Annotated in this window: 27 protein-coding genes and 1 pseudogene; 13 read left to right on the top strand and 15 right to left on the bottom strand. The window is 58.2% G+C overall.

Annotated elements, in window-relative coordinates:
• The first annotated feature begins 84 nt into the window (after nt 1-84).
• The 3 genes from NW842_RS11720 to NW842_RS11730 all read left to right on the top strand — a co-directional run bounded on the left by NW842_RS11720 (nt 85) and on the right by NW842_RS11730 (nt 2,090).
• On the top strand, nt 85-294 hold the full coding sequence (locus NW842_RS11720; RefSeq protein WP_414418096.1) for a TOBE domain-containing protein: 210 nt from the start codon (nt 85-87) through the stop codon (nt 292-294).
• 152 nt (nt 295-446) lie between these two features.
• Nucleotides 447-1,493 carry a GntR family transcriptional regulator gene (locus NW842_RS11725; protein WP_414418085.1) on the top strand — a complete coding sequence of 349 codons (1,047 nt, stop codon included), beginning with the start codon at nt 447-449 and terminating at the stop codon, nt 1,491-1,493.
• Nucleotides 1,494-1,607: 114 nt separating this feature from the next.
• Nucleotides 1,608-2,090 (top strand): hypothetical protein, encoded by a 483-nt coding sequence (locus NW842_RS11730; RefSeq protein ID WP_414418086.1) that lies wholly within the window; start codon nt 1,608-1,610, stop codon nt 2,088-2,090.
• A 60-nt stretch (nt 2,091-2,150) separates the two neighbouring features.
• On the opposite strand, the pseudogene ribB reads toward NW842_RS11730, so the two are convergent.
• The 13 genes and pseudogenes from ribB to NW842_RS11795 form a co-directional block, all read right to left on the bottom strand.
• A pseudogene (gene ribB, locus NW842_RS11735) lies at nt 2,151-3,299 on the bottom strand (3,4-dihydroxy-2-butanone-4-phosphate synthase); the annotation flags it as partial.
• 143 nt (nt 3,300-3,442) lie between these two features.
• Nucleotides 3,443-4,612, bottom strand: a complete 1,170-nt coding sequence (gene moeB, locus NW842_RS11740) for a molybdopterin-synthase adenylyltransferase MoeB (RefSeq protein WP_011433659.1) — start codon at nt 4,610-4,612, stop codon at nt 3,443-3,445.
• Between the two features lie 2 nt (nt 4,613-4,614).
• Nucleotides 4,615-4,896, bottom strand: a complete 282-nt coding sequence (locus tag NW842_RS11745; protein ID WP_011433658.1) for a MoaD/ThiS family protein — start codon at nt 4,894-4,896, stop codon at nt 4,615-4,617.
• Between the two features lie 246 nt (nt 4,897-5,142).
• Complete coding sequence (locus NW842_RS11750; protein WP_414418087.1) at nt 5,143-5,631, bottom strand: M67 family metallopeptidase; 489 nt, start codon at nt 5,629-5,631, stop codon at nt 5,143-5,145.
• Between the two features lie 161 nt (nt 5,632-5,792).
• Nucleotides 5,793-6,089, bottom strand: a complete 297-nt coding sequence (locus tag NW842_RS11755; RefSeq protein ID WP_414329336.1) for a DUF6464 family protein — start codon at nt 6,087-6,089, stop codon at nt 5,793-5,795.
• A 119-nt stretch (nt 6,090-6,208) separates the two neighbouring features.
• Nucleotides 6,209-7,642, bottom strand: a complete 1,434-nt coding sequence (gene argH / locus NW842_RS11760; RefSeq protein ID WP_414418097.1) for an argininosuccinate lyase — start codon at nt 7,640-7,642, stop codon at nt 6,209-6,211.
• Between the two features lie 153 nt (nt 7,643-7,795).
• On the bottom strand, nt 7,796-8,014 hold the full coding sequence (locus tag NW842_RS11765; RefSeq protein ID WP_414418088.1) for a hypothetical protein: 219 nt from the start codon (nt 8,012-8,014) through the stop codon (nt 7,796-7,798).
• Between the two features lie 471 nt (nt 8,015-8,485).
• A complete protein-coding gene (locus tag NW842_RS11770; RefSeq protein WP_414388236.1) occupies nt 8,486-10,183 on the bottom strand; it encodes a PP2C family protein-serine/threonine phosphatase in 1,698 nt (565 codons plus the stop codon).
• Nucleotides 10,184-10,263: 80 nt separating this feature from the next.
• Nucleotides 10,264-11,433, bottom strand: coding sequence for a glycosyltransferase family 4 protein (locus NW842_RS11775; protein ID WP_414418089.1), 1,170 nt, complete (start codon nt 11,431-11,433; stop codon nt 10,264-10,266).
• Nucleotides 11,434-11,572: 139 nt separating this feature from the next.
• Complete coding sequence (locus NW842_RS11780) at nt 11,573-13,117, bottom strand: MFS transporter (protein ID WP_414374576.1); 1,545 nt, start codon at nt 13,115-13,117, stop codon at nt 11,573-11,575.
• Nucleotides 13,118-13,267: 150 nt separating this feature from the next.
• On the bottom strand, nt 13,268-13,612 hold the full coding sequence (locus NW842_RS11785) for an MgPME-cyclase complex family protein (protein WP_414329330.1): 345 nt from the start codon (nt 13,610-13,612) through the stop codon (nt 13,268-13,270).
• A gap of 73 nt (nt 13,613-13,685) precedes the next feature.
• A complete protein-coding gene (locus tag NW842_RS11790) occupies nt 13,686-14,156 on the bottom strand; it encodes a hypothetical protein (RefSeq protein WP_011433648.1) in 471 nt (156 codons plus the stop codon).
• A gap of 161 nt (nt 14,157-14,317) precedes the next feature.
• Entirely contained in the window at nt 14,318-15,436 is a 1,119-nt protein-coding gene (locus NW842_RS11795; protein ID WP_011433647.1) for a class I SAM-dependent methyltransferase, read from the bottom strand.
• Nucleotides 15,437-15,691: 255 nt separating this feature from the next.
• Between NW842_RS11795 and NW842_RS11800 the strand changes: the two genes are divergently transcribed.
• The 9 genes from NW842_RS11800 (at nt 15,692) to NW842_RS11840 (ending at nt 21,886) form a co-directional block, all read left to right on the top strand.
• Nucleotides 15,692-16,348, top strand: coding sequence for a response regulator (locus NW842_RS11800; protein WP_414374578.1), 657 nt, complete (start codon nt 15,692-15,694; stop codon nt 16,346-16,348).
• Nucleotides 16,348-17,040 carry a queuosine precursor transporter gene (locus tag NW842_RS11805; RefSeq protein ID WP_414374579.1) on the top strand — a complete coding sequence of 231 codons (693 nt, stop codon included), beginning with the start codon at nt 16,348-16,350 and terminating at the stop codon, nt 17,038-17,040. The genes NW842_RS11800 and NW842_RS11805 overlap by 1 nt, the downstream gene beginning before the upstream one ends.
• A gap of 142 nt (nt 17,041-17,182) precedes the next feature.
• On the top strand, nt 17,183-17,368 hold the full coding sequence (gene psbZ / locus NW842_RS11810; RefSeq protein ID WP_011433643.1) for a photosystem II reaction center protein PsbZ: 186 nt from the start codon (nt 17,183-17,185) through the stop codon (nt 17,366-17,368).
• A 350-nt stretch (nt 17,369-17,718) separates the two neighbouring features.
• Nucleotides 17,719-18,237 carry a DUF2808 domain-containing protein gene (locus tag NW842_RS11815; RefSeq protein ID WP_414418090.1) on the top strand — a complete coding sequence of 173 codons (519 nt, stop codon included), beginning with the start codon at nt 17,719-17,721 and terminating at the stop codon, nt 18,235-18,237.
• Nucleotides 18,238-18,468: 231 nt separating this feature from the next.
• Nucleotides 18,469-19,302, top strand: coding sequence for an undecaprenyl-diphosphate phosphatase (locus NW842_RS11820; RefSeq protein WP_414418091.1), 834 nt, complete (start codon nt 18,469-18,471; stop codon nt 19,300-19,302).
• An 85-nt stretch (nt 19,303-19,387) separates the two neighbouring features.
• Nucleotides 19,388-19,525, top strand: coding sequence for a DUF4351 domain-containing protein (locus NW842_RS11825; RefSeq protein ID WP_414374584.1), 138 nt, complete (start codon nt 19,388-19,390; stop codon nt 19,523-19,525).
• A gap of 316 nt (nt 19,526-19,841) precedes the next feature.
• Complete coding sequence (locus tag NW842_RS11830) at nt 19,842-20,444, top strand: hypothetical protein (protein WP_414418092.1); 603 nt, start codon at nt 19,842-19,844, stop codon at nt 20,442-20,444.
• 18 nt (nt 20,445-20,462) lie between these two features.
• The gene (locus NW842_RS11835; protein WP_414418093.1) at nt 20,463-21,107 is read left to right on the top strand and encodes a hypothetical protein; all 645 of its coding nucleotides are present in this window, start codon (nt 20,463-20,465) and stop codon (nt 21,105-21,107) included.
• Complete coding sequence (locus NW842_RS11840) at nt 21,107-21,886, top strand: hypothetical protein (RefSeq protein WP_414418094.1); 780 nt, start codon at nt 21,107-21,109, stop codon at nt 21,884-21,886. Before NW842_RS11835 ends, NW842_RS11840 begins: the two co-directional genes overlap by 1 nt.
• A gap of 37 nt (nt 21,887-21,923) precedes the next feature.
• Here NW842_RS11840 and NW842_RS11845 read toward each other — a convergent pair whose 3' ends face one another.
• Together NW842_RS11845 and NW842_RS11850 are read right to left on the bottom strand one after the other, a co-directional pair.
• The gene (locus NW842_RS11845) at nt 21,924-23,486 is read right to left on the bottom strand and encodes an NAD(P)H-hydrate dehydratase (RefSeq protein WP_414418095.1); all 1,563 of its coding nucleotides are present in this window, start codon (nt 23,484-23,486) and stop codon (nt 21,924-21,926) included.
• Nucleotides 23,487-23,542: 56 nt separating this feature from the next.
• Nucleotides 23,543-23,944, bottom strand: coding sequence for a VOC family protein (locus NW842_RS11850; protein ID WP_041436641.1), 402 nt, complete (start codon nt 23,942-23,944; stop codon nt 23,543-23,545).
• A 150-nt stretch (nt 23,945-24,094) separates the two neighbouring features.
• Between NW842_RS11850 and NW842_RS11855 the strand changes: the two genes are divergently transcribed.
• Complete coding sequence (locus tag NW842_RS11855; protein ID WP_414416626.1) at nt 24,095-24,406, top strand: hypothetical protein; 312 nt, start codon at nt 24,095-24,097, stop codon at nt 24,404-24,406.
• Nucleotides 24,407-24,492: the final 86 nt, after the last annotated feature.

A 24,492-nucleotide genomic window follows, 5' to 3' on the forward strand; every position in this document is an offset into this window, starting at 1 on the left:
TTGTACTTCATCAAAGCGCATTCCTCCCGGCAGTGACCCTACGGGTACAGTGCGGGGCTCCTGCGATTTCTAGCTGAAGAAGGGATCCCCGATGGCCACTGCCGCTTGCGGGGACGGATTTGCGACACTGCTTATCTAGGGGCTTTCATTCGCTATCAGGTATGGGTGTCGGGCTGTGAGGTGAAACTTTTGGCTGTGCAACCCAACCCCGGCCTGAATTCGCGGCAGCTACCGGAAGGGACGGAGGTGACTTTAAGTTGGGATCCCAGCCGGATGCACCGCATCCCCGAATAGGGCTCTCAATCCCGATCTCCTCTGGAGCTTGTCTATCCGGCGTCGGCGCTATCTTGCAGGCAGTTGACACTCCCGCCGACTGAAGTCGAGGGATTCTTACGTAGCCCAGAAACGGGCTCGCAACGGCGTTGTCAAAGGGAGAAAAACGGGCCATGATGCGCATTTCCATCCAGCCGGAGAGCGGGATCCCTGGCTCCGTACAGCTTTTTAATTTGCTCTGCTTCGCCATCGCCTGCGGGCAATTTCCTCCCGGCTACCGCCTGCCCAGCACCCGTCAATTGGCTATGCAAACAGGCCTGCACCGCAATACCATCCACAAGGTTTACCACCAACTCGAGGCTATGGGCCTGGTGGAAACCCGCGCTGGATCTGGCATTTACGTGAGCCGCTCCGCCCGCCAGGTGGTTAACTACTCTCGCGGCCTGGGGGAAAACCTGGATCGATCCCGACAGGTCCTGGAGCAGGTGCGCCAGGGCATCGACCAGCTGCTGCAGCAGGGGTTTTCTTTGGAGCAGGTGCGGGATCTGCTGCTGGCGGAGATCGATTGGCGATTGCGCTGCAGTGCCCAAGTGCTGGTGTGTGTGCCCAACCGGGATTTGGGTACAGGACAACTGATGGCCCAGCAAATCCAGCAGACTTTGGGCATCCGGGTCCAGTTGGTGCCCCTGGAGGAGCTGGCCACCGTTCTGGATCAGATCCATTCCGGCACTGTGGTGACGCTCCGCTATTTTCTCAGCGCCGTCGAGGCCATTGCCCAACCCCGGGGGGCCCGTGTTCTGACAGTGGAGGTGTCCGACTACGCCCGCGAAATTGCCCTGATCCGCCAATTGCCTTCCTACGCCTGTCTGGGGCTGGTGAGCATCAGCACTGCCCTGCTGGAGGTTGCCGAGGTGATCGTCCACAGTTTGCGGGGAGACCTGCTGGTGCTGACGGCAGTGATCTCGGATACGGAACGGGTGGGATCCCTAATCCGCCGCGCCCATACGCTGATTTGCGATGAGGCCAGCTACCCCACCCTGCGGGTCTTGGTGCGCCAAGCCCGAGCCGATCTAATCCGCACACCCAACTTGGTCTGTGCCACCCCCCACATCGGAGAAGCAGCCATGGCCGAGCTGCGACGGGAACTGGGTGGGATCCCTGGAGCCGGAGGGGATAGAGAGGCGGGCGGCAGCGGTTTGCAGAGTAAAGAAACGCATTAAGCCTTGTTGCAGGTGAGCCATTTTGCGGATGACAGGCTGCCCAAGATCGTGCTTAAGTGAAAATACGGTAAAAGCTCTCTCATTTTGATTTATCGCTGATCAGTCTTTACACGCATGGTGATCCTCGACTACGCCTCCGCCGATCATGACCATGTGGCGGTTACACGGGAAGGTTTCTGGGAGGCCATCCGCTTCCAAGACCATTTTTACGTCTTCAACCGGGGCTTTTCTCAGCTGCAAGAGGCCATCGCCAGTTGCCGCTACGACATGGATCACGGATCCCTGATCAGCCTGGTGGTGGTGCGCCCTCAGGGCTATGAAGTGTGGTCGCAGGTGGGATCCGACATTCCCGTCTTGCCGAAGCAACTCTTGAGCCCCACAGCCAGGGACTCCGTCTCGCCGGCGCGCCAGTGCTCCGCACCCCTGTCACCAGCGCGGAAGCGTCGCATAGCAATGACGGCTCCATCGGGGCCCGAACGTCCTTTCTGGTCTTTCTGGGGCTGGGGATCCAAGGCTTATGTAGTGGACGGCGAGCCGGCTGCACCCCAGCCTTTGTTTTACCGCAGCCCTCGGCCCTACAACGCGCTACAGGCTTGAGCCGGAATCGGTTGCGCCAGCGTCGTGCAGCAACAGTTTCAGGGAACAGGACGGCTCCACATGCAAATTGAGATCCGGCTCTTCCACCAGCAGGGGCACGCGCTCGGCCACTTCCAGGCCAAATCCTTTCAAGCCGCTGATGTGGCGAGAGGTGTTGCTGATCAGGCGCATTTTGCGCACCCCTACATCCCGTAGGATCTGGGCGCCGATGCCGTAATCGCGCAAGTCCATCGCCACCGGTGGCGCGGTTTCAGAAAGTCCCAGATCTTGCCGGGCGTAGGACTTGATTTGCTCGATGAGACTCAGCTCCTGCTCTTGCCGGCGCAGGTACACCAGCACCCCCTTGCCTTGGTGGTCGATCATTTTCAGGGCGGCGGTCAATTGGCGGCGACAATCGCAGCGCAGGGATCCCAGCGCATCCCCTAGGGGACACTCCACATGGACGCGCACCAGGACGGGCTCAGCGGCAAATTGGGTCGGATCCCCTTTCACCAGGGCCAGGTGCTCGACTTGGTTGAGGCTATCGCGGTAGCCGTAAACCCGAAACTGGCCAAACTCCGTTGGCAGGGTGGCGGCAGCCTCTCGGTGAACCAGTTGTTCGGTGCGCAAGCGGTACTCGATGAGGTGGGCGATGGTGATGATCTTCAAATCGTGCTGACGGGCATATTCGATCAACTGGGGCAGGCGGGCCATGGAGCCATCCGGGTTTTGGATCTCGCAAATCACCCCTGCCGGATACAGCCCGGCCAACATCGCCAGATCCACCGCTGCTTCCGTATGGCCAGCCCGTTTGAGTACTCCGCCCTCCCGTGCCCGCAGCGGAAAGACATGCCCAGGCCGGCGCAGATCTTCCGGTCGCGTGTGCGGGTGAATGGCCGCCTGAATGGTGCGAGAGCGATCGGCGGCGGAAATGCCGGTGGAAACTCCAGCCTCTGGCCCAGCATCAATGCTGACGGTGAAGGCAGTTTGGTTGCTGTCGGTGTTCTGCCCCACCATCAGCGGGATCTTCAGCTCATCGAGGCGGGATCCCTGCATGGCCAGGCAGATAAGGCCCCGCCCGTAGGTGGCCATGAAGTTGATAGCTTGGGGCGTGGCAAACTGGGCAGCACAGACCAGATCCCCTTCGTTTTCTCGGTTTTCGTCATCGACCACGATGACCATGCGACCACACTTGAGGTCTTCGAGGGCTTCGGGGATGGAGTGGAAGATCGTTTCTGTCTCGGCCTGCGGGATGGCACTCATGGAAAAGGGGACGCAAAAAGGGAAAACCTGGCACAGCCGGCTCTGGGCACCGGATCTGCCGGATCTATGCTAGAGCAAACCGGGCGACAGGTAGGGATCCCAAGACAGAGTCAGTACTTGGGAATCGAGGGATCGTAAGCCTCTGCCCAGGCGAGGATCCCCCCGCGCAGGTTTTTTCCTTGGATCCCAGCAGCTTGCAGGATCTTCAGGGCTTTGGCCGAGCGTGCCCCACTCTTGCAGTGGACGATCAGCTCTGAGCCGTTAAGGAGGCGACGCACCTGCTCCACCCCGTCGCCGTTTTCAATTTGGGGCAGGGGGATCAGGTGAGCACCAGGGATCCGGCCTATCTCCCACTCATTTGGGTTGCGCACATCGACCAACACAAAGTCTTGGTGAGCATCCATCCGCGCTTTCAGCTCGGCCACAGTGATCTCGGGGATCTCTGTCTGGCCAGCTTGTTCTGTGGCTTGGGCTGGCGGGATCCCGCAGAACTGCTCATAGTCGATAAGCTGGGTGATGGGAGGAGTGGCGGGGTTTTTGCGCAGCTTCAGCTCCCGGAAGCTCATGTTCAGGGCATCGTAAAGCAGCAGCCGCCCACTTAGGGTTGTGCCCACGCCCAGCAGGATCTTCACGGTTTCGGTAGCTTGAATAACACCGATGATGCCGGGGAGGATCCCCAACACTCCCCCTTCGGCGCAGGAGGGCACCAGTCCTGGTGGGGGCGGCTCGGGGTAGAGATCCCGGTAGTTGGGCCCATCTTCGTAGTTGAAGACCGTCGCTTGTCCCTCGAAGCGGAAGATCGAGCCGTAGACATTGGGCTTGCCCGTCAACACACAGGCATCGTTCACCAGGTAACGGGTGGGGAAGTTATCGGTGCCATCCACAATCACGTCATAGTTGGCAAACAGCTCCAGTGCGTTGTGGGCCTTCAGGGCGGTGTTGTAAACATCCACTTGACAGTGGGGGTTGATCTCCAGGATGCGGTTCTTGGCCGATTCCACCTTCGGCTTGCCCACCCAGGAGGTGCCGTGGATCACCTGCCGCTGCAGGTTGGACACATCCACCACATCAAAATCGACAATGCCGATCCGCCCCACGCCGGCTGCCGCCAAGTACAGCAACAGGGGCGAGCCAAGGCCGCCTGTGCCGATGCACAGCACTTTGCCCGCTTTCAGCCGCTTCTGTCCTTCTAGGCCCACCTCGGGCAGGATCAAATGCCGAGAAAACCGCTCCATCTCCTCGCGGGAGAGGCTGACTTGGCTGGTGTCCAGGTTCAACATGCTCACAACCCTCCAGCAATAGCGGGAACGATGCTGATGACGGCTTGTTCTCCCACGGGGGTGTTGTTGCCTTGGGGCAACGTGCGCACATCCTCGTCGTTGAGGTAGACATTGACAAAATTGCGCAGCTTCCCATCCTCGGTGTAGAGGTGGCGCTTCAGCTCGCCATAGCGGGCGATGAGGTTGCCCATCACTTCGCCAACATTGCTGCCCTCGATCTCGACAGCTTCCAGGTTGTCGGTGTAGGGGCGCAGGGGAGAGGGGATCAGAACTTTGGTTGCCATGGGAGTTCGGGGAGAGATCTTGGGTATCTACTGGAGACTTTTGAGGATCCAGAGGATCTGGGCTGACCTATCCGTTTGTCGATCTTGTTGGGGCTGTCTACTGACTTTGAGGATTCAGCTATCTTACAGACAAGGTTCAGCACTAGACTACCGCTTTTTCCGGTGGTACCCATCCCAGCTTTCAAGGATCCCAACTGAACTTAGCCGTGAACTTCAGCCTCAAACAGCGGCAAAGCCCAAACGACTCTAGCTTGCCAAAGCCGGGAGCGGGGGGATGCGAATGTCTTCCAGCATCTGCATCGGCTCCCGTTGGGGCTGCTCCTGCTCATCCAAAACCCAGCTCACCACCTCTTCTGCCTTGCCCTCGCGCACACTGACGATCACACAGGAAAAGCCCCAGGGAAAAGCATGCTGCCGATCAAACTCGGAGGGAATGGCCGCATGGTTGGGATGGGAATGATAGGTGCCCAGGATCCCCAGCCCTTTGCGCACCGCGTGGTCGTTGGCCCGCTTGAAATCCGCCGGATCGATCAAAAAGCGGCGGCGGCTGGATTCCCCGTCTGCCAGAGGGTTTTCCGCTTGATCCCAGGTGTTGGTCACCGACCAAAGCTCGTGGATGATCTTGTCGGATCCCCGGATTTCCCCAATTAAAATGCCGCAGCCCTCGTGGGGAAAGGCTTGTTCGCCGTGCTGGCGGATGCTGTGAAGGTGGTCTGCCGAGAGGTAGAGGGCCATGAATCTCGCCTTTGCCGATGGAGTTACCGTTCTTTTATTCTGGCACAAGTTGGCCGGGGATCCCTCAACTTAGCTACAGCGGATGCCATTGGGGCGCAACGGGCAGGCCGTTCCGCAGAGGCCGCCGCTGCTGAAAATGTTCGGCCACCAGTGTGGCGCGGTCAGACCCGTCCATCGAGTGAACCCAGAGGTGGCTCTGGCTTTGGAGGGGTGACGGGGGCATAGTGGGGGCAACCCTGGCACGGCCCTTGGGGATGGACGGCACAGCGCAACCAAGCCGAGTGGGCACTGAAAACACAAGAGGGATCCCCCAGGGGTGGGCCAAATTCGCCGGCCCGTTGACGGCGCAGCAGCACCACCTGCCGTCGCCAATCTTGCAAAAATCGGCTGTAGGCGCGTTCCCGCCAGCGACGCTTGGCCGCATTTTCGAGGACGTGGGCGGTGAGGTTATCCAACATGGAACGATACCCAGGGAAGAGGCCAACAGGCTGGGAGTTGCGTTGGATGGCTGAGAACCTCAGGATGGCACACACTGGCGAGAAGAACCCAAGAATTGCAAACTCTCCTTGAGTTCAGTTTAAGTTTGTGGAGTTTCTTCCGATGGCTCTGGCTGCTGGTGGCGGGCCTGGGCCCGTTGCAGGGCTTCTCGCACCACAGCAAAGCCCGTTCCCCCGGCGCTGAGCCGCGTGGCCACCACCTGGCGGGGCTCAATGGCCGTCAAAATGTCCGCCTCAAAGGCCGGGTGGAAGGTTTTCCAGCGCTCCAAGGGCAGATCCCGCAGCAGGATCCCCTCTGCCAAACAAATGCGCACAATCTGCCCCACCAAATCATGGGCTGTGCGAAAGGGGATCCCTTTGCGCACCAAGTAGTCGGCCACATCGGTGGCGTTGGAGAAATCTTCCTGCACAGCAGCCGCCATGCGCTCAGGTTGAAATTGGATCCCTTCCCGCAGCAGAAGGGTCATCGCCTCTAGGCAGGCTTTCAGGGTATCGACCGTGTCGAATAGTCCCTCTTTGTCTTCTTGGAGATCTTTGTTGTAGGCCAGCGGCAGCCCCTTCAAGGTGACCAACAAAGCCTGGAGATGGCCAAACACCCGCCCCGCCTTGCCGCGCACCAACTCCGGCACATCGGGATTTTTCTTCTGGGGCATGAGGCTGGAGCCGGTGGCACAGGCATCGGTGAGGGTGACAAAGCCGAACTCCTGGGAAGCCCAGAGGATCATCTCTTCCGAGAGGCGGCTGAGATGCACCAAAATCAAGCTGGCGGCAGCGTGGAACTCCACCAGGTAGTCCCGGTCGCTGACGGCATCCAAGCTGTTGGCGCTGATCCGCTCAAATCCCAGCAGATGGGCGGTGAGCTGCCGATCGATGGGCAGAGAAGTGCCGGCCAAAGCCCCGGATCCGAGGGGGCAGACATTCACCTCTTCCCGCACCCGCCCCAGCCGTTGCCAGTCTCGCCAGAACATTTCTTCATAGGCCAAGAGGTGGTGGGCCAAGCTAATCGGCTGAGCCCGTTGCAGATGGGTGTAGCCGGGCAGGATTGTCTCCAGATGCTGCTCGGCCAAGTCCAACAAAACTCCGCGCAGCTCCCAGAGGGCTTGACGAAGGTGATCGATCTGATCTCGCAGATAGAGACGCAGATCGGTGGCCACTTGGTCATTGCGGGAGCGCCCGGTATGCAGTTTTTTTCCCACTTCCCCCACCAAAGCCACCAAACGACGCTCGACGGCGTAGTGGACATCCTCTGCCTCTGGATCGGGCCGGAAGGTGCCGGCAGCCGCTTCCTGTTGGATCTGCTCCAATCCCCACCGGATCTGGTCGGCCTCTTGCTGGGTCAGGATGCCACAAGCGGCCAACATCTGCACATGAGCCAGGGATCCGGCCACATCGTAGGGCAGCAGGCGGATGTCGAAGCCGATACTGGCGTTGAAGCGGGCAATGGCAGGATGCAGGGATCCCTCAAAGCGCTGGCTCCAGGGGCGAGGGGTGGAAGTTACCGTCGGCTCAGACATTGGCTGGGAACCGGAAGAATGGGGAGAAGGATTGACCACCGTAGGAAGACCCCACTGCAGTTGTGGAGAAAAAACACAGAAACCGACCGCCGACGGCCAAAACCCCGCCGGCCCAGGCCCAATGGATCCAGCTAGAGCAATGGTGACAAGGCCCTAGTGGGAGCTGGTGATGCTCTTGAGCATGTAGCCCACTACGATCCCTATCAAAAGCGCCCAAATTTGGCCCGATTCCACAAAGCCATTCCAACCCTTGCGGATATCGCCCAGCACATCCTGTCGGAACACCTGCCCGACAATCATTTCCGTCTGGAAAGCCGCGGGGGCCGGCAAGTAAACCGAGGCGGTTTCAGACCCAGAAGGAGAGAAGTTCATGGTTGTACCTCAGGTGTAGATAACACAGTGCAGCCAACCTGGTAGCTCCACCAGCTAGAGCGTACCGCTCTGAAAGACCTACGAAACGCCAACAAACACTTCCACTCGCACCGGCGGCGCGGAGTGCTCAGCGTCTGCCGCGCTTCTGCTTTCTTCCTGCCTTAACGAACTATGGCTGGCAGCAGAGATCACCCCCACTGCCCCGCCAGAGGGATCTCCACAGGCGTGACTTCCCCGCAAGCTGCAGGTAGCCGCTCCTTGCTCTCTGAGAGAGCCACACAGACTAAAGCTGGAGCAGGCTTTAGCCCATGCAGAACGCATGCCAGAACTAACCAACTAGCCTAGTAGTCCGGCAAAACCACGTCAACCAACCCACCGTTGCTGCCCAGCCCAGTAGCGTTGAGTAGCTTGCTTGAGCTATTGTGAGCGTTGCGGCCTGCTGTCATTAACCCTGAGTTTGAACTTTTTTAGCTAGGCTGGCTCGGAGTCGGGCAACACCTTCAACACCACCAGCGTTGTGTCGTCCACGGGCTCAGGCCGCAGGGAAATTTCATCCTGCAACAGGAGCTCTGGATCCGCAGGCAGCCATAGGGGAAGAGGATGGGATCCCCGACGGCCTCGGAAGGCATCCATCTGCTCAAACAAGCTCTCCAAAATGTCTTCGGGGGAGTCGTAGCGACGGGCAGCGTACTGGATGGCGTCCATCAGCCCAGAGGTTTCCAAGCGCTCGCCGCGGGTGTTGGCTGTCTCCGTGTAGCCATCGGTGTAGTACACCACCACATCCCCGGGTTGCAGTTGCACGCAGCTTTCCGAGTAGTGGCTGTTTTCTTCCAAGCCGATCAGCGCCCCCTCTGTGTCCAGGGGTTGAATTTCTCGGGTGCGGGCCTGCCACCACAGGGTGGGGTTGTGGGCCGCGTTGCTGAAGCAGAGGCGATGGGAGCGGGGATCGTACTCCGAATAAAACAGGCTGATGAAGCGATTGGAGTTTTCCAGGTCACTGTACATGGCCCGGTTCAGATGTTGCAGAACACGGGCCGGCGAATGGCGGTTGAGGGCCTCCGCCCGCACCATGGCGCGGGTCATGGTCATCAACAGGCCGGCGGGCACCCCTTTGCCCATCACATCCCCAATGACGATGGCCAAGCGAAAGCCTGCCGTTTCTTCAGATGAGTCGGATGTTTCCAGGCGTTCGCCGGGAATCTTGATGAAGTCATAGTAGTCGCCCCCCACTTTGCTGGCCACCCGGCAACGGGCTGCCAGGCGAATCCCCTTGACTTGAGGGCACTCCCGAGGTAGCAGTTGGGTCTGGATGTAAGAGCCAATCTCCATTTCTTTTTCCAGGGCCATCTTGCGGCGCAAGGCTGCCGTCAAGCGGTCATTTTCGATGGCCACCCCTGCCTGATCGGCGACCAAGCGCAACAGTTGTTGGCGACGTTCATCCCAGTGGTAGCCAGGCTGACGGCTGAAGACGTACAAGCGACCCTGGACAGAGTTGCGAATCAGCAGCGGCGTGCCGAAAAGGCGTACATCCGGCCCCAAGCTCTGGCGGAACCGTTCGTCCAAGAGGTGTTCAAGGGCAGGGATCTTAACAGACAGGGATCCCTCCGTTTTGAGAATGGGCTCTTGAGCCGAGAGGGTCTGGGTAATTTGCTCCATCTCAGCCCGAATCTGCTCGCGGTGATTGAGATCAGAGCAATGCAGTTGATCCAACTGGATGGTGCCGTTGGGATTGAACAAAACCAGGGCTCCGCCTTCGGCATCGGTCAGTTGGCTGGCCACAAAAGCCGTCAGCTCCAGGATCTGGTTCAAGTTGTTAAAAGAGCGCAGAGCAAAAGCCAGCCACGCCAGCAGATACTGCATCCGATGGTGTTCTCTCTCCAGTTCTGCCACCCGATCCGGCATTGCAGGGGCAGGCACAATGGCCGGCTTGACCTCCGGCAGCTCTCTATCATCGGACGCAACGGCACCTGAAGAGGTGGGATCCTCATCCTGGCCGGTCTGAGCTGAGCGCAAGTCCCCCGAATTGTCCGTGGGCGACAGCGACGGAGCATTGGGGGGGAGGGGATTTTTGCCCGAATCCTGGGCCAGCAAGGACTCTGACCACAAAGAATCTGACAGCCCGGCAGGGGGCTGCCCTAAAACGGCCTTTTGGGGGCTGTGATCATCCATCGGGAAGACTGGCGTTAATCCCTTGGAAACGTAACGAAACAGCTTAGCAAAAATATCACAAGCTTCATCACACTCATCCCTCACACCCGGCGATGCTGACGGGATCCCTGGCACAGCTCTCGGTAGAGCTGTTCCACCTGGCTGAGGTTGTGGCTGAGGGTATAGCGCTCCAGCACCCGCTGGCGGGCCTTCATCCCCAGCAGTTGGGTAAACTCCCGTTGATCCCGCAGCAAAGGCAGCAGCGTTTGCAGCTCTGCTGTCACCCGTGTCGGATCCAGCGGGATCCCAGCTCCATCGGCCAAAACCTCTCCATCAGCGCCGACATCGGTGGCTACCGCTGCCACCCCACAGGCCATCGCCTCCAGCAGCGACAAAGAGAGCCCCTCGATCAAGGAGGGCAAAACAAACACATCAGCCCCTCGCAAGATCTCGATGCGCTGCTGCTCGTCGGCAATATAGCCCAGCCAGTGGATCCCATGTTGAAGGGTGTAGCAGGGCTTGAGGGTGTTGAGCAGTGGCCCATCCCCCACGATCAGCAGACCACACTTCTCCCCCATTTGGGCGTGTTTCCAAGCCTTGAGTAGGGCTTCCAGGTTTTTTTCCGGCGAGACCCGCCCTTGATAGACGAAGATCCGCTCCAGTCCCAACCGCTGTTTGAGGGTGGAGGGCCCAGGCGCGTACTTGTCCACATCCACACCATTGGGAATGACCACCACCTGCTGGGGGCTCACCCCCAGTTTGACCAAGATCTCCCGTTGCGTTTCCGAGAAGACAATGGTGCGGTGATAGTTGGCCAAACACGGGGCGTAGAGCTGGTAGGCCAAGTATTGGGTGCGAGAGGCGATGTTGCGCCGCCGCCGGTCGAAGGCCGGGTGGAAGGTGGCCACCAGCGGCTGGTTGAGCTCAGCACAGATCTCCGGCAGCACAAAGTCGATGGGAGAAATGGTCAAGGAGGCATGTACCAGATCCGGCTGCAATTCCTTGAGGGCCTGGGTGAGCAACCGCTTGGCGTTGGGGGCCGGGATCGTGTAAATCTGCGACTTGTACAGACAGGGGAGGGAAACGTCTCGACGATCCAGCTCCGCCCTCCAGCCTTCACCACCGGGATCCAGAGCGGGCGATTGGCCGTCGTTGGTGAAGTGAAAAAAGCTAACCTGATGTCCCCGATCCAAAAGGCCGTTGGTCACCTCGCGGCTATAGGTGACGTTGCCACAGAAAGGTGTTTTTTTGCCTATCCAGGCGATGTGCATGGGCGGATCCCCGCGGAGCTAAAACGCTGAGCTGCAAAGGGAGTCTCGATGCTCAAGCCTCTACAAGAGTAGCAGAGTTAGCTCCTGCCTTGGCCCGTCCCCTCGGAAGAGGATATCCAACCTCGCGCTGCGGCAGGATTTACGAGACCTCTCTGCCCAATAGGCTCCAGGTGTACAGCCCCGCCAGCCCCGCCAGAACAGACAGGGCCACAAACATCCAGGGAAGGCCAAGGCGGGCTTCCGCCAATCCCGTGAACACCAGCGGCAAACTGAGGGCAATGTTGGCGGCGTTGTTCTGGAGCCCAAAGATCTTGCCTCGCAGATGGTCAGGCGTTTCCTCTTGGATCAAGGTTTGCATCGGCACCGCCACCAAAGCCCCCCCACAGCCCAACAGGGCAATCCAGCCCAAGCTGGGCAGCAACCAGTGGGTCGTCCAGGATAGGGCTGCCAGAGCCCCACAGAGCAGCAGGGATCCCAGGCCAACCCAGGCGCGGCGGCTCACCCGTCGGCCCGTATGGCCCACCCAAAAGGCGCCGATCCCCATGCCTAGGCCAGCAGCGGCCAACAACACCCCGAACTGATCCGGCTTCAGCTCTGCCATCACTTCAGCCATGCGCACCGCCAACACTGCCAGCGCCGCAAACAGCGAGTAGAGCACCACCACCTGCACCAAGGCAGCTCGGATCAGGGGCATCTGGCTGACATATTGCAGGCCCAAGCGGAGATCTTCCCAGAGGTGGGGGACTTCCCAACGCCGGGGCTCTAGCTTCTCGTGGGGTTGCAGCAGCAATAGCAGGGATCCCGCCAAGAGGTAGGCTCCCCCCACCAACAGCTCCGGCCCCACTTCCCAGCCCGGCAACCAATGGCGTACCCAACGATCTGCCAGGGTTAACAGCGGCTCCCCCACGGCAAACCCGACGATCAGCAAAGCCATCATCGTGGTGGTGTACAGGGAGTTGGCCGCCAGCAGCTCTCGCTTCGGCAGGATCAGGGGCAAAGTCGCCTGCTCGGCAGGAGCAAAAAACTGGGTCAGAACCGAGACGGCAAAGCTCACCAGCAACAGCCCCGCAAACCCCAAGGGGATCCCCGGCCAAAGGTCGCGCCCGGCAGTGAGCCAGAGCAGCGGCGGCAACAGCAGCACTAGGATCCCACGCCCCAGGTTGGAGAGCACCAACACCCCTTTTTTCAGCCAGCGATCCACAAATACCCCTGCCAGGCTGCCCAATAGCATCGCCGGCAGCGTAAAAGCCAGCATGATGGCCGAGACCCAACCGCTGATGGAAGCCCCTTCCGGCTGAAATTCGCGGGCAACCAACCCAATCAGCAGCACCAACAACACCTTGTCCGCCAACTGGGAACACGCCTGCCCCATCCACAGCAGCAGGAAATTGCGCCGGCGCAGCACGGTTACAAAGTTGCTCAGGCCCGGCTCAGACAGACCTTGATCTTCCTTCTCTGCTTTTTGCCCCTTTTCGGGATCCTCAGGGGGTGGCTCTGGCAGGGGATCCCCAGGAGAACACTCCGGCGAGCTGAGGGCGGGGCTTGCTGTCGGCTCAGGCAAGAGAGCTTCTGACTTCAGCCCCCAAGTTGGCGTTGACGCAGGTGGGGGATTCTGGAGAGGGGAACTGGGGTGGCAGATCCCTGCCCCTCCCTCCGGCCAGCCCCATCGTTGCTCCCAAGTCATGATGCTCCCCAGGTGACCTACCCATTTCCCCGACGTCGGCCCCACAACAGAATGGGATCCCGTCAGCAAACAAAAGTGGAAATGGGGTGCCCCGATCTTATCTTGGCCCGCCTTCCAATCCACCAACCCAAATCTTGGGAATCGGCAGGCCTAGCTTCCTGCGGCAGACAAGGAGCGCAAGGGATCCGGGATCGACTCGCTGGGAGCCACAAAGCTGCCCTTCTCTACAAAGGTTAAGCGCAGGCTCAGCCAACGAATAAAATCCGCGTTGGTGGATACCACTGCCCCCAGGGGCTCCTTCAACTTGTCCCGCAGGGGCTTTAACTCTGGAGCTTCCATGAAGGCCGGCTGGGGCACCCAGAAGAAATCGACAGGGCAATGGCGCTCCTCGCAGTATCGACGACGCTCCTCCAGCACCTCTTCCAGAGGCTCAGAACGTAAGAAAGACAGGCTGGCAACGACAAAATGATAGGTAGTCGGTTCGGCAGCAGACATAAGATTGCTGTGGAACTGTGTTGAGAATAAAGGCTAGAGCCGGGCGTCCACCGCTCCTTGCAGATCCTCTCCCTCAGAGAGAGGCAGATTTGAGCAGATGCGGAGCCGGATCGCGGGAGCTACACAGCGGCTGACAGTCTTCCAACTGCCGGAGAACGGGTAGCCGCGCCATGACTTCCTCAGGGGGCATGGAGTGTTCTGAAGCCTGCTTGAGGGTAGGTAGAGCCTGAGCTGCCCATTCCCGAGCCCAGGGAGCGGACTCAGGAGTTTCCTTCTCCTCCAACAGCTCTTGGCAAAGGGCAGTTGAGCGCTCCAAGTCGCCGCTGCCCTGATAAGCCATAATCAGAGCCACACGAGCCAAAACGCATTCTTCCGGATCTGCCCTCGAGCCATTGCGCTCGCTCAGGCGGCGGGACAAACTCTCTTGTCTTTCTTGGATGGAACAGCAGTAGCAGAAGGACTCGAGAAGGTTGATCGCCTCCAGGTAGCGCTCCTGCTTGAGAGCAGTGATACCGGCGCGGAGGGATCCATGGGGGTGGGACATGAGCCTAAGTACAAGAAAAGAGTTCGGACGGACTTGCACCCAAGGGTTATCCAGTCAGTGGCCCGTCTTCTCATCCAAGGTTTCGTGTCTAAAACTACTATACACCCTCTGGACAAGTGACCGCCGATTTACTCTTCCTCTTAAGCTTGTGGAAAGGGCGCTCAACCCTTACGGGCTAGGGTGTAGGCGCTGACATAGTGAGTCTCCCGGCGCAGCACCGCACAGCCTGCCTGTTGCAGGCGCACCCCCAGATCGTCGTGGATGTAGTCGCGGTAGTAGGGTTCGTGGAAGGTTTGCATAAAGGCTTCCATCGTCTCCTTCAGCTCTGGCGAATCCAGCAGTTGCACCGAGTCGCAGATGACCACCACGCCCCCTGGCTTCACCACCCGACTCATCTCGTTGATGACATTTTGTCTGGCCGGGCCAGGCAGCTCATGAAAGAGAAAAACGCTGATGACGGCGTCAAAGGTGGCATCGGCATAGGGCATGGCCTCGGCGTTGGCGCGGATAAGCTGGGGCAGCTCCCCCGGCAGCTCCTGCAGCAGTCGGTTGGCCTTGCGCAGATAGGCGGGGGAAAGATCCAGACCGTACAAAGCCGCTTTGGGCAGGGATCCCCGCAGTAGGCGCAGCATCCGCCCCGTGCCACAGGCTACATCGAGGATGTGGGGGCTGACCAAGGTGGGATCCAAGGCATCTTTGAGCAGGCGAATCACCCGACGGCGCATTGCATCCGCTGTGCCCCCAAACAGCAGCTCCACCTGCAGGTCATAAAGCTCAGCCGAGCTGTCGCTCAGGTAGCCGTTGGTTTGGTAATGAAAATTTTGCAGGTAGTATTTCGGATAGCCCTCGGTGGAGATGTCTTGAGAAAACTCTTGGTAACGCTTGCTGTGAACCCGCCGAGTAATTTGCGGCAAATCCAACCACACCTGTGGGTAATAGCGGGCAAAGTCCAGCCAGGGGTTGTCGAACAGGAGCGCGTGAGGGTAGTACCCTGCCTCAGCATCTTGCCAGTCCGCTTGCAGGAGTTGTTCGTAACGGGCCCGCAACACCTGTAGCGTGTCAGCGCTCACCCGCACCTTGGCCCGCGGCGGCGGGGTCCTCCCGGAGGAGAAGCTTTGCAGATCCCTGAGCACGGAGAGCATCAGATCTGAAGCTTGGGTGGAGAGCGCTTTGTGGGCAAAGCCGAAGATGTTTTTGCCCCACTGAAAAGCGCGGTAGGCAGCTTCTCCAACTGGAGATGGGATCGGCAGCGACAGCTCAGGACTTAGTTGTAGGCTCATAACCCTGCAAGGTGCGAATGAAGAATGAAGGCTTAACGTTTGTTTACACTTAATTATAGCAAGGCGGCCACGCCGGGCCGGCAGCCGCTGGGCGCGGGGAAAACCTGGCGGAATTGGATCCCTGAGCACACCCCATCTGGCCAAGCAGGGGAGTACTCTAGTGGTGTCCTCAAAAGGATGTCCCCGATTGCCCTATGAGCTGGAGGAAGGGGCTGATCAGGTCGATTTGATAATGGGAAGAGGGAGCGCCTCAGCATGACAACCAAGACGGTGTTGGTCATTGACGATAGCATCATGATTCGCAAGATGGTGGCCAGCATCTTGGCCGATCAGTTCCAAGTGGTGGAGGCCAAAGACGGGTTGACAGGGCTGGAAGCGGCCAAAAAACATCACCCCGACCTGATCCTGCTGGATTTTGTCATGCCCAAGATGGATGGCTACGACACCTTGCAGGCCATCCGCCGCGAAGACAGTCTGAAAAATACTCCTATCATCATGATGTCGGGGCTGAAGGAACAGGTGACTGCCCGCATCCCTGAGCCCTTTGTCGATTTTGACTTTATCGAGAAACCGTTTGAGGCAGATGCCCTTTTGGCTCGCATCCAAAAGGCCCTCCAGGTCGCTCCTGCCGCCGCACCGGAGCCGGGATCCGAAACCAACACCCAACTGATTCTGAACCGGCTCACCGCCATCGAGACGCTGCTGATTCAAGGTACGGAAAACTTGATCCAGCGGGAGGTGGTGGCGCGGCTTTCTGGGATCAACCAACGCCTGGCGCGTCAGGAATCCCGCAGCAGCAATCTGGAGGCCCAGATCAGCAAGCTCGCCGGCGAAGTGGAGCGACATGCCCAGGGTTTGGCCTTGATCGTCAAGGAGCTGCGACAGATCCGTAAACTTCTAGGAGGATCCTGATGTCTGAGAGGGTTTTTGAGCGAGCTTATCGGCACCTGGATGCAGTGACGGCCCTCTTTGTGGCCGTGCTGCTGATTTCCAACATTGCCTCGACCAAGATCGTTCTTCTGGGGCCCTTTACCTTTGACGGGGGCACCATTCTCTTCCCCCTCAGCTATATCTTTGGCGACATCCTCACGGAGGTCTATGGCTATGCCCGCTCGCGACGGGTGATCTGGCTGGGATTTATCTCGGCGGCCCTCATGTCGGTAACGTTCATGATCGTGGGATCCCTGCCGGCCGCCCCCGACTGGCCCTATCAAGAAGCCTACGACCAGATTCTGGGCCTGACGCCCCGCCTTGTCCTGGCCAGCTTAATCGCCTATTGGGGAGGCAGCTTTGCCAACGCCTATGTACTGGCCCGGATGAAGGTGTGGACGCGGGGACGGTGGCTGTGGACACGCACCATCGGCTCTACCCTGGTGGGCCAAGCGGTGGACACGGGTCTGTTTGTCACTTTGGCTTTTTGGGGGGTGTTCCCCGGCCTGGGCAGCTTAATACTCTCCAACTATGTGTTCAAGTGTGCCGTTGAGGTGGCGTTTACGCCCCTGACCTATGCCATTACCGGCTGGCTAAAGCAGCAAGAACAAGAAGACTACTTCGATGTGGCAACCGACTTTAACCCCTTCCGCCTCCAGCCTGTATCCAGGTGAGTCCATCAACTGCCCCAACGGATTTGGCTTTGAGAGGGATCCTATTTTGGTATAGTCAGAGCGTCATCCTATTTATCCTGCTGCCATCCGGTGTTACCGGGAGCTTTTATCCAAGACAAGACTTTTGTGAGGGATCCGCAAGATGATGCTTGTTTTCCAAATTGCTTTGTTGGTGTTGGTGCTTTACAGCTTGCTCTTGGTGGTGGCGGTGCCAGTGCTCTACAGCTCAGCCAGCGACTGGAGCCGGGCCAAGAATGTGATTTTGGTGGGATCCCTGCTCTGGGTGCTGATGGTGATCGGGGTGGGGGTGCTGAGTTTCCTCAAGTGAAGCCGTAGAAGGGCGAGGGCCAATCCACCGAAGGTCACCTTGTGGTCGCAATCAGCGTTGCGTGGGAGCTGCACCGTGGGTGTGGCGGCCCAAAGTTTTTGTCTGGGATCCTGGACGAACTACGCACTTCCGCACCTCGATAAGCCTTAAGCTCTCTCGGTAGAGGGGATCCCATCCTCTACAATGGACGGCGAGGCGTCGGCCTTGCTTGCCATCGGTCAGGCTGTCTACAGGCCGCGCTAGTGAGCTTTGAAGGTGCTGAGGTGTTTCAACCAGCGGAGGTTTGGGTGTTGAGAGCAGTGATGAGAGCAGGGAAATGTTCGCAGGAACTTGGCCTTGCTCGGCGAGGAATGAGGCTGGCCTTGGCGGTTCTGGTGATGGGGAGCCTGGGATCCCTGATGGTGCCCCATTCTGCAGAGGCGCAGTCGGGTTTGGTGATCACCGGCAGTGAAGGGGTACCTGTCCTCAGCTATCGGCTCGATTTTGGCGGGGTTCGCAGTCGTTTGGATCGCTATCGCCTGACCATTCCCCCCCAGAATGTGGCGGTGGCAGAAGTGCAGATCAACGGGGACAGGAATTTCGATGGCCGCATCGATCCGGAAAGTGTCCGCCTGGAGGTAGAAGGCCGGCCTGTAGAGCTGGATCAAGTGTACTGGAACGAGGAGTTTCGCTCTCTAGAGGTGGTGGCCCGTCAACCCATTGCTGCCGGTCAGGAGATCCGTCTGGTGCTCTCCAATGTGCGCAACCCCTCGTCTGCCGGCATCTATCGGGTGGAGGCGCGGGTACGGGGTACGGAACCCAACCCCCTCTTCCGGAATGTGGGCAACTGGCTGATTACCATTGAAGACCCAGAGCGGATTGGCTTCTGATCTATTGACCCGATGATCTGACCTACTGTTGATCTTTGCGGCGATCCTATAGGCACAGCCCTTTTGCGGGTCTGGGACAGCGACACCCAAGTTCCCGGCCAGTTGGGGTGGGATCCCTCTCCAAGTGTTTGTTCGCCGTGGTATGGGCTGCTGGAAAAAGCCGGAGTTCTGAGTTTTTCTAAGAATGGGGATTGTGCAAATCCGGCAAGTTTGGGTGGGGGAGTGTTTACCTTGTTGCTTGCTGACACCTGGTATCCCAATTGGTGGCAGGCTCTAATTTTGGGCATGGTGCAAGGGATCACCGAATTTCTTCCCATTAGCAGCACGGCCCATCTGCGGGTGTTTCCGGCTTTGGTGGGGTGGCCGGATGCGGGAGCTTCGTTTACGGCGGTGATCCAGTTGGGCAGCTTGGGGGCGGTGCTGATCTACTTTGCCTCTGACCTGCGCCAGTTGCTCCTGGGCTCCTGGAAAGCCTGGCGAGAACGAGATTTCCAGCAGGAGCCTTGGCGGCTGCTGGTAGGGATCCTGGTGGGAACAGTGCCAATTGTGGTTGCCGGCTGGGCCATCAAGGCCATTTGGGGATCCCCGCCCCGCCAGTTGTGGGTGATCGCCACTGCAGCCATTGGCTTGGCTTTGTTGTTGGGCTGGGCAGAGCAAACGGGCAAACGCCAGCGAGACCTTCACAGCTTAGGCATTTGGGATGGGATCTGGGTAGGGCTGGCCCAAGCTTTGTCCCTGATCCCTGGGGTGTCGCGCTCCGGCTCGACGCTGACGGCGGGGCTGTTGCTCAATTTGCAGCGCTCGGCTGCCGCTCGCTACTCCTTCTTGCTGGGGATCCCGGCGCTCTTTTTGGCGGGGGTAGAAGAGTTGATCTCTGAGTTCAGGGCAGAGGCGCTGCTGTCGCAGGGGTTGGGCACTCTTTCTGCTTTTGTCTTTTCCTATCTCTCTATCGATTGGCTGATTCAGTTTTTGCAGCGCAGCAGCACCTGGCTGTTCATTGTTTATCGGATTGGCTTTGGCTTGTTTATTATCTTGGGTTTAGCGCTGGGGTTCCTAAGACCCTAATCAAGCTCAGTCAACTACAATCCACGGGGATCCCTGAGGTGGTCACTCCTTTCTGGCTGCTTTTCCCACTGAGAAGATTGGCAAAATGGGATCCCTGCCTGAGGAGGTGGAGGCTCAGATTCGGTCTTTATCGGTGGAGCGCTTGGAAGAGCTGGGTCTAGCCTTGCTGGAGTTCCAGTCGTTGATTGACCTCACCACCTGGCTTGATGGATTCAGCCATTAAAGGTTCTCCCCTTCAAAAAAGGGCTCCGTATCATACGCTGACGAATCTAAAGATTGGGCCTGTGTGTTGCAGCGCACTTGCACTTTGTTGAAGCAGATGTTAGTTTCTACTTGAGCATCAGGCTGCAAATCCAGTCTTGCTCTTGTCGGGTGATGAACGGTAGATCCTCCTGAGAGAGTTCCTTCTAGGGATCCCTGCCCTAATTTTGTGTTGCTTGTAGCTCCAATAGAAGGATTGCCGGATCCCTGTGGGGGTCACTTGCGCCGCTTGAATTGCTAGAACCAAGGCGATTATGAACGGCCTCAGGATACTGCTTATGTTGATGCTCTCTTCTGTGTTGGTGTTGCTGTGTGGGTGCAGTGGCGGGGGAGGTTCTGCCCCCAGTGCAGAAGAAGAGCCCAATCCTGATCCCACTACTGGATTTGTGCCGGGTGAGGATCCCTCTCCAGATATGATCCCGGTCGATGAACTGGATAGATTGTTTCCGAATTTGCCACCGGATCCAGGGGAGGCGGGCAAGCAAACTTTGGAGGGGATTGATGCCGATGGAGATGGCGTGCGTGATGATGTGCAGCGCTGGATTTACCGCCGGTATCCCAATGATGAGCTGAAGCGGAAGGCCATGCTGCGATACGCCAAAGCTTTACAGGCAAACATCGTGAATGTAAATAGAGATAGTCGCGACCAAGTGCGTGCAAGAGTGCTTGATCGTTTCCGAGCAATTCGATGTGCAAGATTGGCATTCGGCGGAGTTGATCAATTTGATCTCATTGATGAGGTTGCTGAGGCAGTAAGGGAAGTGCAATTTCAAATGCTTAACACTCAAGAAAGAGTCATTGCAGATTTAACAGTTGATGCCAAGTTCTCTGGACAAGTCGTTGGCGCAGAAGAATGGACATGTACTGACCCAATTCGCTAGATTAGTGAGGATAAATGGATGTTCGGTCGAAATACTGTTCGTCTTGTTGTTTTATTGTGCTGTTGCCTGTCTGTACTGATTCTCAAGTCTTGCTCATTACCGAACAAATCAACTATCTACTCAGTCGTTTCTCCCAACCTAGGTTTCAATACTACTGAATCTATTCTTAAGTCTAGTCTTAAGTCTAGAATCTATTATATTAACGGGTTAGCAACTGCAATAGATGACGCAGAAAAAAATCTTGATACGATCATTGCTGCCATTGGAGGAAATGAAGAGAATGTATTGATCCGACTCAAAGACAACATTGGGTTCGAGCAAGACATCGCAAACTATCGGCTTGCTTACAACATGGCTTTGGGAGGAATAACTGCGTCTGGAAATGTAACTCAAGCAGCAGACAACCCAACCTTTCAAATCGTTGCATCCATTGCACTCAAGATTCGGGAAGCACTGCCAGAACTGTCAGACCCTCAAGCGTGGCAATATGCTCGTGTTCTTCTAAAAGCCCCAAATGCAAATGATATTCTAAGGCCACTATTGCAAAGGTTTAATGTCCAAGAAACTCTAATTAATCTTCTTGGTCAAACAATGCAGAAAAAAATGAATGGCCAGGCTATTCAGAGTGGTTCCGCAGAATCGGTGCATTTGAAGATGGGGTGATGCTGCTGAAAGGCACTCGGAGCTTTGATGCAGGGGTTGGAACCCGGAATGTGGGGGTTTTGAACAAAGTGAATGCCCAGGGCCAAGTCTCGACGTTTGTGGATGATCTCCCATTTGGGGCCTTCGGAAGAGGAACTGCAGAATACCTATCCAACCTCGTTCAGGTGGGCAATAGCGTCGTTTTCACCCGGTATAGCTTCCCGGTGATTATGGCTCGGCAAAGTCGGGATTGGCTGCGTTCCTGTTGTGGTCAGGAGTTGCTGCAGGTGGATGCCACAGGGCAAACCACTCAGGTGATGGATTTGAGTGCTTTTTTCCCGCCTGGGTTTTCGCTTATCTCGGATAACTCCGCAACCAAGCTCGTCGGGCAGGAGTATTATTTTCTGGCCAATAACCAAGGGAATCCGAGTATTCTCAAGGCCAATCCCAGTCAGGGGCTAGCGGTAGTGGTGGATGGGCGGGTGATACGAGAACAAAATGGTGGAGATTCTGTACCCATCCGGGATATTGACCTACAAGGAGCCAACTTAGTGGCTTTGTTGGGGCAGAGTCGTCTTTTGGAAAATGCAGAAGGGTCTTGGCGCAGTGGGTTGGCACGGGTGTCCCCTCAGGGATCCCTGAGTCCGATTTTCCGGATCCCGCAGGATTTTAGCTTGCAGCCGGAGAAGATAGTGGTGGAGGATGCGGGCTTTGGTTTGGTGGCCTGTCCAAGGCTTTCGAGTAACCAGCCAGAATTCTATTCCTGTGCCCTTTACCGGGTGACCCCTAGTGGAGGGTAGGAGCAAGCAGGAAGGCTTGGGCTATGACTTAGAGTATTTATTCACCCGCCTGCGACACGGTATGAACAACTTCCTCCTGTTGAAGAGCTTGCAGCGCCTGGGGCAAATGCTCCGCCAGCCGTGCCGGATCCACTCCCGTTAGGCCGCGTTCTTGCGCCAGATGGACAGCCGCCTGAGCATGCCACCACACCCCCGCACAGGCGCAACTGAGCAGGGCGGGAGCGTCCAAAGGTTGACCGGCTTGAGCTCTTCTTCGCGCCACTAGGCCCCCGATCAAACCGGTCAAGACATCGCCGCTGCCACCGCGGGCCAAAGCCGGTGTGCTTTCCGGGTTCACCCAGCATTCCCCAGTGGGAGAGGCGATCACCGTCCGCGCCCCTTTCAAAACCACCACTGCTCCACTCTGGGCTGCCGCCCTTTGGGCTGCCTCGATGCGATCCCCAAGCGGGATCCCCGGAAAAAGCCGCCGAAATTCCCCCAGGTGGGGGGTGAGGATGGCCTGGATCCCGTTTTCTGGCAGGCGCTCTACCCCCATCTCCGCCAGAGCATTGAGGCCATCGGCATCGATAACCCAGGGGATCCCGGCCCAATCCCGCAGCAGGAGTTCCAGCAGCGGTAAGCGGGTTTCTCCCAAGCCCGGCCCCACGGCCACCGCCTGAAAGGGTTTCTCGGCAACCGGCGGCAGAGAAGGGATCCCTTCCCAGGCATGAACCAAAACCTCTGGCAAGGCGCTGTGGATCAGTCCTTTCAACTCCGCCGGCACCGCCATCGTCACCATACCCACCCCACTGGCGCGGGATCCCAGCCCCGCCAACAGGGCCGCCCCGGCATAGGCCGCCGAGCCTGCCACCCCTAGCAGGGATCCCTGACGGTATTTGTGGGTATCCAAAGGGGGATCCGCGGGAAAGTGCTGCCAAGGCCGCAGCAACAACCGGGGAACCTCCACCTCTGGGTAGGCCCAAGGGGGGATCCCAAAATCAACGCGACGTAACCGTCCTACCCAAGGCAGAGCTGCTTCCTGCCACAGCCCCCGTTTCCAAAGGCCAAGGGTATAGGTATGGCTGGCGCGAATGCAGCAGCCCCAGACTTCCCCGGTTTGGTCGTTGAGGCCAGACGGCAAATCCAGGCTAAGGATGGGGATCCCACTGCCATTGGCCCACCCCACCGCCCCCGCCCAAGGCTCCCCCAAAGGCCGGTTCAGACCGATCCCAAACAGGGCATCAATTAACAAATCGCAATCGGCCAGCTCTTCAAGACTCTCCACAAACTCTGCCCCCAGCGCCTTGAGATAGCGGGCGTGGTCTGCCGTCAGGGGCTTGAGTTCTGGCTTGCCCAGCCACACCTTCACCGACTTTTGGGCCAGCCATAGCTCCCGCCCAACCACCAACCCATCGCCACCGTTGTGCCCTGTCCCACAGAGGATCCCAATGCGATGGGCTTGCGGAAAATCCTTCTGCAACTGAGCAACAACGGCCAGCCCCACCTTCTCCATCAGAGCGGCAACGGGCATGCCGGCAGAGAAGATCTGCTCCTCAATGCGCTGCATCTGTGCGGAACTGACCAGGCTGATGGCCGGATTGAACTGGCAACGAGAACCCATATCGCTACGCAACGCTGTTGCAACCGGCGGCATTGCTGAGGGGAGATGGCTCATGGCTAAGTTGCGCTAATCGAGCTTAGCTCTATCACATTCCCATCCGGATCCCGGACGAACACTGCCGCTCGCCCGGAAGCGCTCGGTTGCACCTCATACCCTTCCTGCCGCAGGCGAGCCTTCACCGCTTCCAAGTCATCTACCCCCAGCGCCACATGGGGATTACGCCCCCACTTTGAGGATCCCGTTCCGCTTCGCTGCCGTGGATCCATCGGCTCCTCGGCCACGATTAAATGAATTTGGGAGGAACCCACTTGATACCAAGCGCCGGGAAAGTCAAACGGCAACCGTTCCACCTTGGGGATCCCAAGCACCGTTCCGTAAAAATGTTCGGCTCTGGCCAGATCGCTTACCCAAAGGGCGGTGTGCAGGTGCTGGTAGGTTGGCTTTCGTGGAGTAGTCATCGTCTTGGCGGCGGATCTTGACCCGAGGGCTTTGCAGGATCTGGTGCAAACAGGTTTATTTTCTCGCAACAGCCAGCCAAACCTGTGAGCTAAGGTGGAGCTAACGCACCGGCGACGACCCTACTCTTGTTCTCGCACAGGGGTTGACCTATGGGATCCCGCACCAAGTTTTTTGGCACGGTCTTGGCCATGCTGGCCGTGAACAGCATCTACATGCAGTTGCAGCAGCTTTCCCTGAGGCTGGAGGAAAGGGATCCCGCCCCCTCTGAGCAGTCTTTTCCAGAGCCTCAAAGCAGCCAGGACTCCGTCCTGCTTCCGCGAGCGGAACGGCTGGATCCCTGGCGTCGTGTTGCCCAAGTTTTGCAGGGGTTGCGGCTCGGCGATGCCGGCTTCAGAGGACTTCGTCCCGCCAACGCGAACGGGATCCTGTCGCCAGAGTCCACGTCCCCCCTGGAGCCTTGAGTGCCAAGCTGAGAGCATGACTCTAGTCAATAATAAGCTCAACTATACTGAAAATAATGTATAATATGTTCAGTACGGATTACTAC

Origin of the sequence: Synechococcus sp. R55.4 (genome assembly GCF_047461935.1) — a bacterium.
Lineage (GTDB): Bacteria > Cyanobacteriota > Cyanobacteriia > Thermostichales > Thermostichaceae > Thermostichus.